The organism is Blautia sp. DFI.6.71, assembly GCF_020593585.1.
Classification (GTDB): Bacteria; Bacillota; Clostridia; order Lachnospirales; family Lachnospiraceae; genus Blautia_A; species Blautia_A wexlerae.
This window is the reverse complement of sequence record NZ_JAJDMJ010000040.1, coordinates 1-13,800: the sequence shown is the minus strand read 5'-3', so window position 1 is coordinate 13,800 and position 13,800 is coordinate 1. Positions and strand designations below refer to the sequence as shown.

The window sequence follows — 13,800 nt, the reverse complement described above, 5'->3', positions numbered from 1 at the left end:
GAAATAACAGGAGGATTTGATTATGTCTAAGATAAATGAAGTTGCGGAATTAGTTGAAAAAGGGAAAGCGAAATTAGTAGGACCGGCTGTACAGGAAGCCATTGATGAGGGTGATGATCCGGTTGCGATTCTGAATGATGGTATGATCAGTGCGATGTCTGTAGTTGGTGAGAAATTCAAAAATGGTGAGATCTTTGTTCCGGAGATGCTGGTTGCAGCTCGTGCTATGAAGAAAGGTGTTGAGGTTCTGAAACCGCATCTGGCATCTGGTTCTACAGGTGCACTTGGTAAGGTTATCATTGCTACGGTTTCCGGTGACCTTCATGATATTGGTAAGAATCTGGTTGCCATGATGATCGAGAGTGCCGGATTTGAGGTGATCGATCTTGGAGTCGATGTTCCGGCGGCTAAGATTATTGAGTGCTATAAAGAGAATCCGGATGTTAAGATCATTGCTCTTTCTGCGCTGCTGACTACTACTATGCCGGCTCTGAAGGAGACTGTTGAGGCGTTGAATGCGGCGGATTTCAGAGGTAATATTAAGGTTATGGTTGGCGGAGCGCCGATTACAGAAGCTTTTGCTGAGGAAATTGGTGCTGACGGATATTCTGATGATGCGGCTAGTGCGGCGTCACTGGCTAAGAAGTTGGCGGCTTGATCTGATTGTTTTGTGCGGGTTTAGTATAACATGAAAATATTATGAGGGGACTGCTCTGGGGAGTGGTCCTTTCGTGTATTTTGGGATTTTTGGGAGTGTGTTATAATGGAAAAAAGGGGACGCTCAGAAAAATATTTTATTTCATGTGCGGTTTCGGGGTCTAAGATATTCTAAGTTCTCAGAAATCTGCTAAAGGCATGAGCAGCCTTCTCAAACTCGCTCCGTTGCAAACTTCGCTCAGACAGTGATACAGTCTGCTCATAACGCAGATTTCTGAGAGCTAAGAATATCTAAGACCCCTGCAAATGCACATGAAATAAAATATTTTTCTGAGCTGTTCGTTGGTTGTTGTAGTGTTTGGATTGGATATGTGGGAGGTTTTTATGGCTTGGGTTAAGTTTGTGCGCGAGGATGTTGAGATAGAGGTGGAGGATGGTATATCGGTACTGGAGGCGGAGATTCAGGCGGGACTGAGGCCGGATGCGCCTTGTGGCGGGCTGGGGAAATGTGGGAAGTGTCTGGTTAAGATTAATGGTGAAGTTGTTAAGGCGTGTCAGATTCGGATTGGTGAAGGTGAGACTTGTGTAGTGGAGACATTGGACAGGGCTGGCAATGAAAAGATTTTGACGGATGGATTTAACAGAGAAGTTGTGTTTGAACCGGGACTACGGATGGCTCAGGTTGAGCTGGAGAAGGCGAAAACAGGGGAGAAGCGGTCGGACTGGCAGAGGCTGCTGGATACGCTGGCGGAGACAGATGGTGAGGTTGAGCCGGGGCAGATGGAGGTGGATCTGAAGCTGGCGGGTGAATTGTATGGGATGCGCAGGGATTCTGATGAATGGTATGTGATTTACAGTAGACGGCGGATTCTGGAAATGAGGAAGGAAGCTGGTCGGAGGTGTCTGGCAGCGTTTGATATTGGGACGACTACCATTGCGGGGTATTTGCTGGATGGTGCGGATGGGAGGACTCTGGCAGTTGAGAGCAGGATGAATCCGCAGGCGCAGTATGGTGCGGATGTGATCATGCGGGCGAATTATGCGCTGGAGCATGGAACAGAAGCGTTAAGTATGTGTGTTCGGAAAGCGGTTAATGAGATGTTGGGAAGTCTGGCAGAGGATGCAGGGATAAGGAGAGAGGATGTTTTTCAGGTGTGTGTTGTGGGAAATACCTGTATGCATCATCTGTTTCTGGGGATTTCTCCGGCTTCGCTGGTACATGCGCCCTATACTCCGGCTGTGAGTGAGAGGCTGGTGCTGAATGCGGGGGATTATGGTCTGGCTGTGCAGGAGCGTGCAGAGTTGATCATGCTTTCGGATATTGCAGGATATGTGGGAGCGGATACCTGTGGATGTCTGCTGGCTATCAGGCAGGATCAGCAGGAAGAGATTTCTCTGATGATCGATATTGGAACGAATGGTGAGATGGTTCTGGGAAACAGGGAGCGGCTGGTGACCTGTTCTACTGCGGCCGGGCCTGCTTTTGAGGGTGCGAAGATTGAGTGTGGAATGCGTGGCGCGGCCGGGGCTGTGGATCATGTGAAGTATAAGGAGGGGAAGTGGAACTATACAACTGTTGGGAATAAGCCGGCGGTTGGTTTGTGTGGTTCGGGATTGATCGATCTGGTGGCGGGTCTTCTGGATGCTGGAATGCTGGATGAGAATGGTGTGCTGAGAAGCGGACAGGAGAAGCAAGGTGTGTTTATTCTGGTACCGCCAGAGCGGGGCGGTAATGAGAGAGGAGTTTATCTGACACAGAAGGATCTCGGAGAGGTTCAGCTTGCGAAAGCTGCGATTGCAGCGGGAATTCAGATGCTTATGGAGCGGCTTGGGATTACAGAAGATGATATCTGTTCGGTATATATTGCAGGTGCTTTTGGCAACTATATGGATCCGGTCAGTGCCGGGAAGATTGGCTTGCTTCCGGCGACGCTTGTGAAGAAAGTGAAACCAGTGGGAAACGCTGCTGGTGAGGGTGCGAAGATCGCACTTGTGAATGAGAAGGAAATGCTGGAGATGGATGAGCTGGTGAGAAAGATTGAATTCGTTGAGCTGGCTGCTTCGGCTGATTTTCAGGATCATTTTATTGATGAACTGGGATTTGAGACAGGTGAATGATTTTATCCGCCTGATTGAATTATTGAGAAGTGCAGAGTTCTTCTGATAAACTGCGGAGCAGTTATTCGGTGCAGAACTGAGGCGCGAAGAGGATAATTTTATCTGCCTGATGAGGTTGCTATAGATTATACAAGAGAGTAAGGGGTTAGATTATGGATATAAAAAAAATAGAGCAAATGGGAATGGAGCAGGGGTTTTCGCATGTGGTGTTGCTGGATTGTGATACGATTGAGCTGAAGCCGGAGGTTCGACAGATGTGTGCAGCGGATACCTGTCATAAGTATGATAAGTGCTGGAGCTGTCCTCCGGGATGTGGCTCTCTTGAGGAATGTGAAGCGAAAGTCCGGCAGTATAAGTATGGGATTATTGTTCAGACAGTTGGTGAATTGGAGGATGTTTTTGATGGCGAGGGAATGATGGAAACGGAAGCCAGACATAAGGAGTATTTTGTGGAATTTGAGAAGAAACTTCGGGAGATTTATCCGGATATGCTGGCGATTGGTGCGGGATGCTGTACGAAATGTAAGGTCTGTACTTATCCGAATGCTCCATGCAGGTTTCCGAAACAGGCTTTCTCATCGATGGAGGCTTACGGGATGCTGGTAACACAGGTTTGCCAGGCCAATGAGCTACAGTATTATTATGGGGATTGTACGATTGCTTATACGAGCTGTTACCTTCTGGAATAACGTTACTGTTCACTCCGTTCACAGTAACGTAGCCAAAATTCATTCCAGATTGCCTGCGGCAATGGAATTTTGGCTTGTATGTCTCGGGATTTTGGCATATTCATGCCAAAACACCTCGCGGGACAGAGGTGTGTGAACAATAACGGAATAACATTTTAGCCGAATCAGGTAAGTCAGTTTTCGTTGTAAATAACAGTGAGCTATGATAAAATACAGATATTGAAAGCGCAGAGCGTGTTTGAAAAAACAAAAAATCCTTCGCCGCAGGGCGGGGGATTTTTGGCAGAAGGTATTAAGGGTGGCTTGAGGATATGACAGTACTGGAACAGTTAAGAAAAACAATTGAAGACGGACATCCGGGGGAGACAGAGAAGCTGGTGAGGGAAGCATTGAAGCAGCATATTCCTGCAGGGCGGATTGTGGAAGAGGCCATGACTCCGGCTATGCGAACAGTGGGGGAGAATTACAAATCCAATGGAGCGGATATTATTAAAATTCTGGCAGCAGCCCGAAGTGTGCGCAAGGGTTTTGAATTGTTGGAGGAACAGGACTCGCAGTTTGGCAGGAGGAATATCGGAACTGTGATCCTTGGAACGGTGGAAGGTGATCTGCATGATGTAGGTAAGAATCTGGTTGCGATCATGTTTCGTAGTGCCGGATTTAAGGTGATCGATCTGGGAGTGGATATTTCTGAGAAGCAGTTTCTGCGTGCAGTGAAACAGAATCCGGATGTGTCGATCGTGTGTATCTCCTCGCTTCTGAGTACTTCAATCCCGGAGATGGAGCAGGTGGTAAAGTCTCTGAAACGAAGCAGCAGTAAGCATAAATTTAAGATTATGGTTGGTGGAGGTGCAGTAACGGAGCAGCTGGCGAAGAATATGGGAGCAGATGCCTATACAGAGAACTGTATTGAGGCTGTGGAAGTTGCGAAGACGTTTATTGTGTGAGAACCGGGCTGACAGGTGCGTATGAGAAAGACATAGTGTGAGTTAAATTGCTATAGAATTGACTGGTAAAATAGGTGCTTCAATTATGTGACAGGAGGATTGTAGACTTGCAGCTGTCATCAGTTTATTTATATGAAAAAATAAAAGAGAAATATGAAATTACGGAAAGGGGAACTTTATCCGGTTCAGACGGATATCTGCGCCCCTTTTTGTGTTATGAAAAAAAAGAAACATTTCGACATGGGCATGTTTATGTGGTACAGAGATATGACAAAGAGTGGGAATCGGCAGTTCTGACTGCTGAAAATATACTCTGGGTATTTTGTGGGAGAGAGGAAATTGATGCTGCATCAGAAGAGCTTCAGCAGATTCCGTATATTCATATTGCACTTGATAGTCTGGAAGAAATAGCAGAATTTATGAATGATGTGCAGGAGATTTTTGATGCGGCTGATGAATGGGAACGGAAGATTCATGATCTGATGTTAGAACATGCCGGAATGGACAGGCTTTTGCAGGTGACATCGGAATTTCTGCAGAATCCGATGACTGTAACAGGACTGGATTTTACCTTTGTGGCGGAAGCGGGAAGCGAGTATCTGCCGCCGAGGGCGCGGCTGTATACAGATGACGGGTTGAATATGGAATATGTAAATGCACTTTTGCAGAATGAGACTTATCGAGATATGGCAGATACGCATGAATATGTGATGTTTCCGGCTTACATCAGTGGATGTCGTTCGATGAACAGAAATCTGTTTGTGGATGGGAAAGCAACTCACAGGCTGGTTTTGACTGAGTGCAGATCAGAGATTACACTGAGAGTTATCTGTGTACTGGATATTCTGGTGGAGAAACTGGAGTATTTGCTTGCGCATGAAGCGGAGGAAGAAGATCCGGACAGGGATATGGAGCAGATTTTTGTCAGGATTTTGTCGGACAGAACTGCGGATTATATGCAGGTGAGTAGAGAACTGAGTGAACTGGGATGGAGTGGAAATCATGAATATATGTGCCTGATCCTGCAGATTACCTATCTGAATCAGCAGAATCTTTCCACAAAGGCAATCTGCCGATATATTAAGAAGAAATTTGAGGATTCTGTGAGTTTTCTTTATCAGGATGAAATTGTGGCATTTTTTGACCTTACCAGACTTGGAAAAAGCCAGGAGGAAGTAGCCGGAAAACTGGTTTATTTTATCAGGGATACTTATCTGAAAGCCGGATACAGCAGGGTGATGACAGGACATATGAATCTGAGACGGCAGTATGTGCAGGCGAAGACGGCTTTGGATGTAGGAAGCCGTAAGAAGCCTTATCTGTGGATTCATTATTTCGGTCAGGTGGCATTGACTTATATTCTGGAACAGGCAACAAGAAGACTGCCGGGAACAATGATCTGTCATGAAGGGCTGCTGGAATTGAAGAAGCATGATGAGGAGAATCAGACTCAGTACATGGAGACATTGAGAGTGTATCTGGAGCAGCATCTCAGTGCAACCCAGGCGGCAAGGGAATTGTTTATCCACCGCAGTACGTTTCTTTACAGGCTGGACAGGATTAAGGAAATCCTGCAGTCGGAGCTGGATGATCCGGAGGAGATTTTTTATCTGGAATTGTCGTTTAGGCTGCTGGAGCAGGAGCGAGAGAAAGAATAGTACGGGAACAGAATAGTGCAGATATCTGGAAAGGTCAATTATTTGTAGAGGGAGATGTTTTGATAAAAAAATTCAGGTACGCTTAAGCGTACCTGAATAAATGTTAAAAGAGATATTATGTTATTTAGCTTCTTCTTCGGCAGCAGCCTCTTCTTCAGCTTCCAGAGCCGGGTCTACGTGAACGGCGGCTACGGATACAACTGCAGCTTCAAGGTCTGTCTTTAAGTCTACATCTTTGTCCTGGGCGATGGCGAGGTCTTTGACTTTGATTACGTCGCCGACTTTCATGTCACCGACATCTACCATAATTTTGTCTACCAGTGCTGATGGGAGAGCTCTGAAGGAGATTTCTTCCAGATGCTGCTGTAATACACCGGCTTCCAGTTTGTCGTGGTTTACAAGTACGATCTCTGCTACGGAATGTACTTTCTCGTTGCTTACCAGTGCCTGGAAATCTATTTCATCCACCTGTCCTTTTAACGGATTGAACTGGATTTCTTTGATCAGTACGTCATATGACTGACCATCTACATCCAGCATAATCTGGCTTCCTTTGTTACTTGTCTTGAGAAGTTTCTCGACAGCAGATTTCTCGATTTTAACAGGAAGAGAACCTTCCATCTCTCTGCCAAATACGTTACCTGTAACGTAGCCTTCTCTTCTTAATCTTTTGGCCTTTGTGTCCATTGTTCTTTTTTCAGCTTTTAAAGTATTCATTTGACTTTTCCTCCATTTTACAGCTGAGGTGACACGCTTGACACTATCTTTAATTTATGAGCATCCGAAATGCTCCAGGTGGTGTTAAGTATTTTTGAGTATTCAGTTGTTTGTTCTTTATCTTTGTTACAGCTGTATTATAACACGCTAGAAATAAAATGCAAGAGGAAAATGTGAAGAGTTTGTGAAATTTAAGTAAACACAAACAAAGCCCCCGAAAGTGACCACTTCCGGGGGCTTTGCATTTAATCTAATTAATCATTAATTACAGAGTATCATTTCTTCTGATATAACCAGGCTGTTCAGCCGGGGAAACGATTTCTTTTTTATGAACGAGTTTCGCCCATTTGTCGACTACTTCATTCTCTACGTGAACACCCTCACCTACAGTAACTTCAGCGAGAACAACACTGTTTCTTACAACAGCACCTTTTTTAATGACACATCCACGACCGATTACGGAATTCTCAACAGTACCTTCAATCTGGCAACCGTTGGAGATTACGGAATTCTTCACATCTGCAGTATTGAAATACTGAGTCGGGCAGGAATCATTGGTACGTGTATAGATTGGCCAGTTATCATGGAAAAGTTCCTGAGCTGACTTGTAATTAAGGAGAGCCATGTTTGCAGCATAGTAACTTGGGAAGTCTGTAATGCTTGCAAAGAATCCCTTGTGTGCAACGCCGCGGATGTCCAGAGTTTCGCATTTATCATTCAGGATATCTGCCAGTGTATACATGGAAGAAAGATTCTTGGCTTCTTTGATCAGGCTGATGAAAAGCTCTGTTTTCATAACACAGGTATCCATATAAACATACTGATTCTTCTTATTACCATGATTCGGTTCGATGGATTCCACACCTTTCTGGCGGTTCAGTCCCAGAACATTACAGGTAAGATAAGCCTCTTTTGCATTATCAACAGCGTGATAAAGGAGAGTAACATCTGCACCGGACTCAATGTGTGTATGTAAAAACTGGTCAAAATCAATTGAATAAACCATATAGCTCGGGGCAATGACAACATACGGATGATTCATTCTGCTGAGGGACTCCATGTTGTCCAGATAGCAGGAGATATCGGTGTTATAGATATCATTGTCATTATTGTGCTCTGAGAAGAGAAGCTGAAGTTTGCCGCTCTTGGAGTTGATATTGTAATGACGTCCTGTTCCAAGATGTTCTACAACAGAACGGGGTTTATTATTGATATAGACCTGAATACGTTCAATGTTGCTGTTGGTCATATTGGAGATAGGGAAGTCAATGACTCTGTATCTGCCAAGGAAAGAAAACGCACCGATTGGGCGATAATCCTGCATACCATCTACATAAATATTTCTCCCGGAAGAGCTTACGATTCCAAATGCCTTATACATATTATTCTGCCCCCTTTACGCGTTTCGCTACAAGCTCAATGTGCTCACTGTCTGCGGCACCGACAACTGCACCTTTACCGATGCGGACACCGTCAGCTACAAGTGCACGCTGAACAACGGCACCCTCTTCTACAACAACACCCGGCATCAGTACACTGTCGATAATTCTGGCACCTGCACCAATCTTAACACCTGTAAAGAGAACGGAATGCTTAACTTCGCCCTGAACAACACAGCCCTGTGTGATATATGCATCTTTAACATCTGCTTCTGCGCTGATGTACTGTGGAAGTGCGGTAACATCTTCTGTATAAATCTTCCATGACGGATCACCCAGATCCAGTTCATTCTTGGAACTTAACAGATCCATGTTTGCTTCCCAGAGAGAGTCGATGGTACCAACATCTTTCCAGTATCCTTCAAATTTATATGCATAAAGAGTTCTGTTATCGTTAAGCATAGTAGGGATGATATCCTTACCGAAGTCATGGCTGGAATCTGGATTCTTGATATCAGCCATCAGCATCTTGCGGAGGAGTTTCCAGGTGAAGATATAGATACCCATGGATGCAAGGTTGCTCTTCGGATGCTCAGGTTTCTCTTCGAATTCTACGATACGTCCGGATTCATCAGTATTCATGATACCAAAACGGCTTGCCTCTTTCATCGGAACTCCGATAACTGCGATGGTTGCATCTGCCTTTGCTTCTTTGTGGGCTGCAAGCATCTTGTCATAGTTCATTTTATAAATATGGTCACCGGAAAGAACAAGAACGTATTCAGGATCAAATTTATCAATGAAATCAATATTCTGGGAGATTGCATCTGCAGTTCCGCGATATACATTCAGATTCTCATCTGCTTTCTCACGTGGAGGAAGAACGTAAACACCGCTGTTTTTAGCATCAAGACCCCAGCGTCCGCCGGCTGCCACATAACTGTTCAGCTGGATAGATTCATACTGTGTAAGTACACCTACAACATCAACGCCACTGTTGGCACAGTTGCTTAAAGGAAAGTCTACGATACGATATTTACCGCCGTATGAAACGGCCGGCTTTGCCACTTTATTGGTAAGATCATGCAGACGGCTGCCACGACCGCCGGCCAGGATCATGGCCAACATACTATTTTGTTTCATAATAGTGAACCCTCGCTTTCATTTGTTAGGTAATATTATACATTTTTTCCTGACATTTTTCCATAGGTTTCTGAAAAAAATATGTAAAAACTTTGCTACAAACTAAGTAAAATCGACGAAAAATTATACATTATATACAAATATCGAGACGAATCGCATGACAGGGGATTAAAGATATTTGTAAATTATGCTTATAACGTACCAAAATTCATTCCAGATTGCCTGCGACAATGGAATTTTGGCCTGTATGTCTCGGGATTTTGGCATATTCATGCCAAAACACCTCGCGGAATAATGCTGTGTGAACAGTAACATTTGTTCACAAATTTAAGTGAAACGGGTGGACGTATAATAGTTCTTACGCTATAATAGGTAGGAATTTATAGAAGAAACGCGTAACTGTGAAAATACTGAACAGTTACAGAGAAACAGAGGTTATCACGTGAGTAAAAGAGAAGATTATAAACGATTTATCGTATTTTGTCTGGCGAGTCTGGTGGTTCTGGCACAGGCGGCGGTCTTTGCATGGGTGTGGTATTCCGTTTACAGAGGACAGATCGACGAGCCTTTCTGGCGCAAAGGTAACTGGGTACTGATCGCAATCTACGGTCTGATGTTTGCCCTGTTTGCCAAATTGTACGGAGGACTTAAGGTTGGATATCTTAAGAGGATTGATGTATTTTATTCGCTGACACTGGCACTTTTGTGTACCAATGTGGTGGAATATCTGGAGATCACCCTGATCAACAGATGGTTCCTGAGCGTATGGCCTATGATCGAGATGACAGGAATACAGCTGGTTCTGATCATTATCTGGATATTTGGTTCAAGGTATATCTATTCCGGACTTTATCGCGCACGCCGGCTTCTGGTCATTTACGGTGACCGGGATCCGGGGGACGACCTGATCCATAAGATGAATTCCCGAAAGGACAAATATGACATCAGCGGCAAGGTACACATCAGTGTGGGAGAAGAAAAAATCCATCAGATGATGCAGGATTATGACGGCGTGATCATCTGGGATCTGCATTCAACAGAGAGAAACCGTTATCTGAAATACTGTTTTGCACATTCTGTCCGATGCTATGTGAGTCCGAAGATTTCGGACATCATTCTTATGGGAAGTGAACGCATCCATCTTTTTGACACACCGCTTCTGGTATCCAGAAATATGGGACTGGCAGTAGACCAGCGTGCTGCAAAGAGAGTTATGGATATTCTGATCTCAGGGATCGGCATTATAATCACTTCACCGATCATGCTGATCATAGCGATTGCGGTAAAAGCATACGACAGAGGTCCGGTGTTTTATTTTCAGGACCGTCTGACATTGGGTGGAAAGCCCTTTAAGATCTGTAAATTCCGCAGTATGTGCGTAGATTCGGAGAAAAACGGTGCAAGACTGGCATCCAAGCATGATTCCCGTATCACACCGGTAGGTCATGTGCTGAGAAATCTTCATCTGGATGAGCTTCCTCAGCTTTTCAATGTATTTAAGGGAGATATGTCTCTGGTAGGTCCGCGTCCGGAACGTGAAAGTATCATGCTTGAGTATGAGAAAGAGCTTCCGGAATTCTATTATCGTCTGAAAGTTAAAGCAGGTCTTACCGGATATGCGCAGGTCTACGGTAAGTATAATACAACTCCTTATGACAAATTAAAGCTGGATCTGTTTTATATTGAGAATTATTCCTTCCTGCTGGATATCAAGCTGATCTTTATGACAGTTAAAATCTTTTTCCAGAAAGAAGTATCTGAGGGAGTAGATGACAGACAGGTAAATGCGTTGAAGGATTCCGGGAAAAACGTCGGAGTGTCAGAGAATAAAACGGAGGAATGACAATGAATAAACCGCTGGTATCTGTGATCATGCCGGTTTACAACGGAGAAAAATATATTAGAAAGGCTGTGGAATCCGTCTATGAACAGGGAGTTTCGCTGGAACTTCTGGTGATCGATGACGGTTCTACAGACCATACAGAGGAAGTCCTGTCTGCCTATGAGGGCAGAGAGGACTTTCGGTATATTAAGAATGAACAGAATATGGGAGCTGCAGGCTCCAGAAACAGAGGAGTCGGGCTGGCACAGGGAACCTACATTGCTTTTCTGGATGCAGATGACTGGTGGGAGCTAGGCAAGCTGAAAGAACAGCTGAAACGTCTGGAAGAGACAGGATACGTGCTGTGTTCTACAGGGCGGGAACTGATGAAAGCAGACGGAAGCAGTACAGGACGGACAATCCCTGTAAAAGAGAAGATCACCTACAGAGAACTTCTGAAACATAACAGCATCAACTGTTCTTCGGTAATACTCAGAAGGGATGTGGCGCGTGAATTTCCCATGGAGCATGACGACAGCCATGAGGATTATATCACCTGGCTGAAAATCCTGAGAAAATACGGCTGTGCTGCCGGAATCAACAAACCCTATCTGAAATATCGTCTCAGCGAAGGCGGCAAATCCAGAAACAAACTGAAATCAGCAGCCATGACTTACAATGTCTACAGATACGCCGGTTACGGCAGGATCAGAAGCTGTATTTTTTTCTGTTCTTATGCTGTACATGGAATATGGAAATATTGCTACTGTTCACTTCGTTCACAGTAACGTAGCCAAAATTCATTCCAGATTGCCTGCGGCAATGGAATTTTGGCTTGTATGTCTCGGGATTTTGGCATATTCATGCCAAAACACCTCGCGGGATAGTGGTGTGTGAACAGTAACAAAATATTTCCATTGACCGAAATGTTAAGTTTCTATTCCATAAATCGTAAAAATATGTTATGCTTGTTGCAGTAAATATGACTTTGCGGTTAATTGCCCGTTACATTGCTGTGCGTTTTTTTGTCTGCCGGTCATCTGAAGAATCTGGCAGAATGGGGTTGTATGTTCACACAGCAGAAGTCAGAAATATGATTAGAGGATAGTACTTAAACATGAAAATAAAAAAAGAGAGAGCGGCGGTGCCGTACTCCTGCCTGATCGATAACATTAAAGTTTTGCTTATCTTTCTGGTAGTATTTAACCATATTATTGCATTTAACCTTGTAAAGGTAGACACTGTAGTGAGATATGTGTGGTATGCGATCACGATTTTTCACATGCCTGCATTTGTTTTTATTTCAGGATATCTGTCAAAGAAACCTCAGAATGTGCTGAAGAATTTTAAGAACCTGCTGATCCCTTATGTTCTGGGATATACCTTAACCTGGTATTCACAGATATGGCTGGGCAGATCCGTAGATTATGAGATACTGCGTCCTACCGGAAGTGTCATGTGGTATATACTGGCACTGTTTATTTACCGCCTTACCATTGAGGCCCTGGGTAAGATCAGATTTATTGTTCCGCTCAGTATCCTGTTCGCATTATGGGCAGGAACCAGACCGGAATTTACCACATTCCTGTCATCATCAAGAATTGTGGTATTTTTCCCGTTCTTTGTTGCGGGGTATCTCTGGAAGAGTGAATATATCACAGCGATCCGTAAATTTAAGGGAAAATGGATCCTGGTGGCAATCTCCGGAGTCCTTTTGTGGGCGATACCGAATTATATGATCCCAAATGAAATGGGAATTGCTATTTTCCGAGGTAATCATGGATATCAGCTCTGTGGCCTGACGGATCCTCAGGGAGTGATCCTCAGACTGCTGATGTATCTGGTATCTTTCGTAGTTGTCTATACGATGCTTGCGTTAGTGCCGGACATCAAACTGCCACTCACCTATGTGGGACGACATACAATGGGAATTTATTTCTTCCATTATCCGATCATGATCATTATGAATGGTTTATACATCCTGATGCTTCCTGCAATGAACAATGTATGGGTGCTTCTGGGAGTATCACTGGTATTTGTACTTGTGCTGGGAAGTCTGCCTGTGGATCTGCTCTATACGGGTGTTCTGAATCTGATCGCATTTATCCTGATCAAGAAGGATAAGACAGTCAGAGATGAAGGTCTGGAAGAAGAGTATGACAGCGAATATGATGAATATGAACTTCTCAGAAGAAAGAAAGCCATCGCAGAGCTTGCGGCAACGCTTGATTCAGAGAGTGAGCAGGACGGACATGTGGAGAAAGTAAATATGGACGAGGATACACCGGATCATACTTCTTCCGACAGTCATGAAGGCTTCAGCAATGTGGCCGGCATGGAGCTGGAGATTGAAGAAGATAACCTGGATGATATCCCTGATGAACTGATCAAAGGGGAAGAGGAGCTTTCGCTGGAAGACCTGATCCAGGAACTGGAAGCTACTACCAGAACGATGGACGACAATAAAGAACCATAAACACAAAGGAAGAGTTTTGAGATACAAAAACAGTATTTCAAAACTCTTCTTTTTGTAAAGTTAATGCGAATTTAACATTTTTGTAACGGACAGGTGACGGAAGTTGGGAAGTATGATATAATCAAAGTATCTATCGTATGGAGGTTACTGTTCACACACCACTATTCCGCGAGGTGTTTTGGCATGAATATGCC

The 13,800-nt window shown here is 44.3% G+C and carries 11 protein-coding genes; 8 read left to right on the top strand and 3 right to left on the bottom strand.

Going from position 1 to position 13,800, the window contains the following annotated elements:
• The first annotated feature begins 22 nt into the window (after positions 1-22).
• The 5 genes from LJE12_RS14530 to LJE12_RS14510 all read left to right on the top strand — a co-directional run bounded on the left by LJE12_RS14530 (position 23) and on the right by LJE12_RS14510 (position 6,069).
• Entirely contained in the window at positions 23-658 is a 636-nt protein-coding gene (locus tag LJE12_RS14530; RefSeq protein WP_008705414.1) for a corrinoid protein, read from the top strand.
• 383 nt (positions 659-1,041) lie between these two features.
• On the top strand, positions 1,042-2,775 hold the full coding sequence (locus LJE12_RS14525) for an ASKHA domain-containing protein (protein ID WP_227227009.1): 1,734 nt from the start codon (positions 1,042-1,044) through the stop codon (positions 2,773-2,775).
• Positions 2,776-2,927: 152 nt separating this feature from the next.
• Positions 2,928-3,464, top strand: coding sequence for a DUF2284 domain-containing protein (locus LJE12_RS14520; protein ID WP_227227008.1), 537 nt, complete (start codon positions 2,928-2,930; stop codon positions 3,462-3,464).
• A 311-nt stretch (positions 3,465-3,775) separates the two neighbouring features.
• Entirely contained in the window at positions 3,776-4,411 is a 636-nt protein-coding gene (locus LJE12_RS14515; RefSeq protein ID WP_025581283.1) for a cobalamin B12-binding domain-containing protein, read from the top strand.
• A gap of 107 nt (positions 4,412-4,518) precedes the next feature.
• Complete coding sequence (locus LJE12_RS14510; RefSeq protein WP_179962932.1) at positions 4,519-6,069, top strand: PucR family transcriptional regulator; 1,551 nt, start codon at positions 4,519-4,521, stop codon at positions 6,067-6,069.
• A 120-nt stretch (positions 6,070-6,189) separates the two neighbouring features.
• On the opposite strand, the gene LJE12_RS14505 is transcribed toward LJE12_RS14510, so the two are convergent.
• From LJE12_RS14505 to LJE12_RS14495, 3 genes are all read right to left on the bottom strand, one after another.
• Positions 6,190-6,786 (bottom strand): 50S ribosomal protein L25, encoded by a 597-nt coding sequence (locus LJE12_RS14505; protein WP_025581187.1) that lies wholly within the window; start codon positions 6,784-6,786, stop codon positions 6,190-6,192.
• 265 nt (positions 6,787-7,051) lie between these two features.
• Positions 7,052-8,167 carry a glucose-1-phosphate adenylyltransferase subunit GlgD gene (gene glgD, locus LJE12_RS14500; protein WP_022380244.1) on the bottom strand — a complete coding sequence of 372 codons (1,116 nt, stop codon included), beginning with the start codon at positions 8,165-8,167 and terminating at the stop codon, positions 7,052-7,054.
• Position 8,168: 1 nt separating this feature from the next.
• Positions 8,169-9,308, bottom strand: coding sequence for a glucose-1-phosphate adenylyltransferase (locus LJE12_RS14495; protein ID WP_022380243.1), 1,140 nt, complete (start codon positions 9,306-9,308; stop codon positions 8,169-8,171).
• Between the two features lie 442 nt (positions 9,309-9,750).
• Here LJE12_RS14495 and LJE12_RS14490 point away from each other — a divergent pair, with 442 nt between their 5' ends.
• The 3 genes from LJE12_RS14490 (at position 9,751) to LJE12_RS14480 (ending at position 13,606) form a co-directional block, all read left to right on the top strand.
• Complete coding sequence (locus LJE12_RS14490) at positions 9,751-11,151, top strand: exopolysaccharide biosynthesis polyprenyl glycosylphosphotransferase (RefSeq protein ID WP_118614574.1); 1,401 nt, start codon at positions 9,751-9,753, stop codon at positions 11,149-11,151.
• A 2-nt stretch (positions 11,152-11,153) separates the two neighbouring features.
• Complete coding sequence (locus tag LJE12_RS14485; RefSeq protein WP_227227007.1) at positions 11,154-11,918, top strand: glycosyltransferase family 2 protein; 765 nt, start codon at positions 11,154-11,156, stop codon at positions 11,916-11,918.
• A gap of 329 nt (positions 11,919-12,247) precedes the next feature.
• Positions 12,248-13,606, top strand: a complete 1,359-nt coding sequence (locus LJE12_RS14480) for an acyltransferase family protein (RefSeq protein ID WP_008708305.1) — start codon at positions 12,248-12,250, stop codon at positions 13,604-13,606.
• The last annotated feature ends 194 nt before the right edge of the window (positions 13,607-13,800 follow it).